Annotated in this window: 1 protein-coding gene and 1 pseudogene; both read right to left on the reverse strand. The window is 62.7% G+C overall.

Annotated elements, in window-relative coordinates; translation table 11 throughout:
* Window positions 1-287 (reverse strand): annotated as a pseudogene (locus tag B5F94_RS16045) (hypothetical protein); the annotation flags it as partial.
* Window positions 284-633 (reverse strand): Cas9 inhibitor AcrIIA9 family protein (locus B5F94_RS16050; RefSeq protein ID WP_242965706.1); only part of this gene is annotated, 350 nt, incomplete at its 5' end. The gene B5F94_RS16050 and the pseudogene B5F94_RS16045, both read right to left, overlap by 4 nt.

Below are 633 nucleotides of genomic sequence, written 5' to 3' on the forward strand. Positions count from 1 at the left end.
GGGGACAGCCGCTCAAAGCACGCCGTGCGCCAGGATGCAGTGCCATCCTCCCGGCGCTCCAGCGTGAGATAGTCGTCCTTCTGCTGGAACACGGTCCATTTGGGAAGCAGGTCCCCCTGGGCCGCCCCGGCCCGGGAATAGACCTGGAGCACGAGGGTACGGCGGTGGTCTATCACCCGGACACGGGCGATGGTCAGCCACTCGATCTGGTCTGCGCACAGCAGGCCGCTGTTCGCACGAATACGCAAGGGCTCGCCGGCATATTTGCGGCACTCAGCCTTGTTCATCGTCCGTCACCTCCCAGAAGGGACATCTGCTCATAGGTCTCGCCTGCCGGGGCGGGAACCTTATTCGGCTGGATGGGAGCTGCGGGCCGGGTCACAGCCTTGCCCTGTTTGACAGCGGTGGTGTGCTGTACCTGCGTGCTCATGGGTTCTTTGTCGGCATTCAGGTCGTTAAAATAGTCCACGGCCCACTGGTACACGATATCGTCCGGAATGTCACACCCGTAGACCCCGGCATCCGTCACATCGCCGTCCGCCCGCTCCTGTTCCGCATACTCTCTGGCTTTCCGGCTGATGTAGCGGAAACACTTGGCCAGGGACTTCTGGGGCGAGAGCACATTCCGGGCCA

The organism is Flavonifractor sp. An4 (assembly GCF_002161755.1).
Classification (GTDB): Bacteria; Bacillota; Clostridia; order Oscillospirales; family Oscillospiraceae; genus Flavonifractor; species Flavonifractor avicola.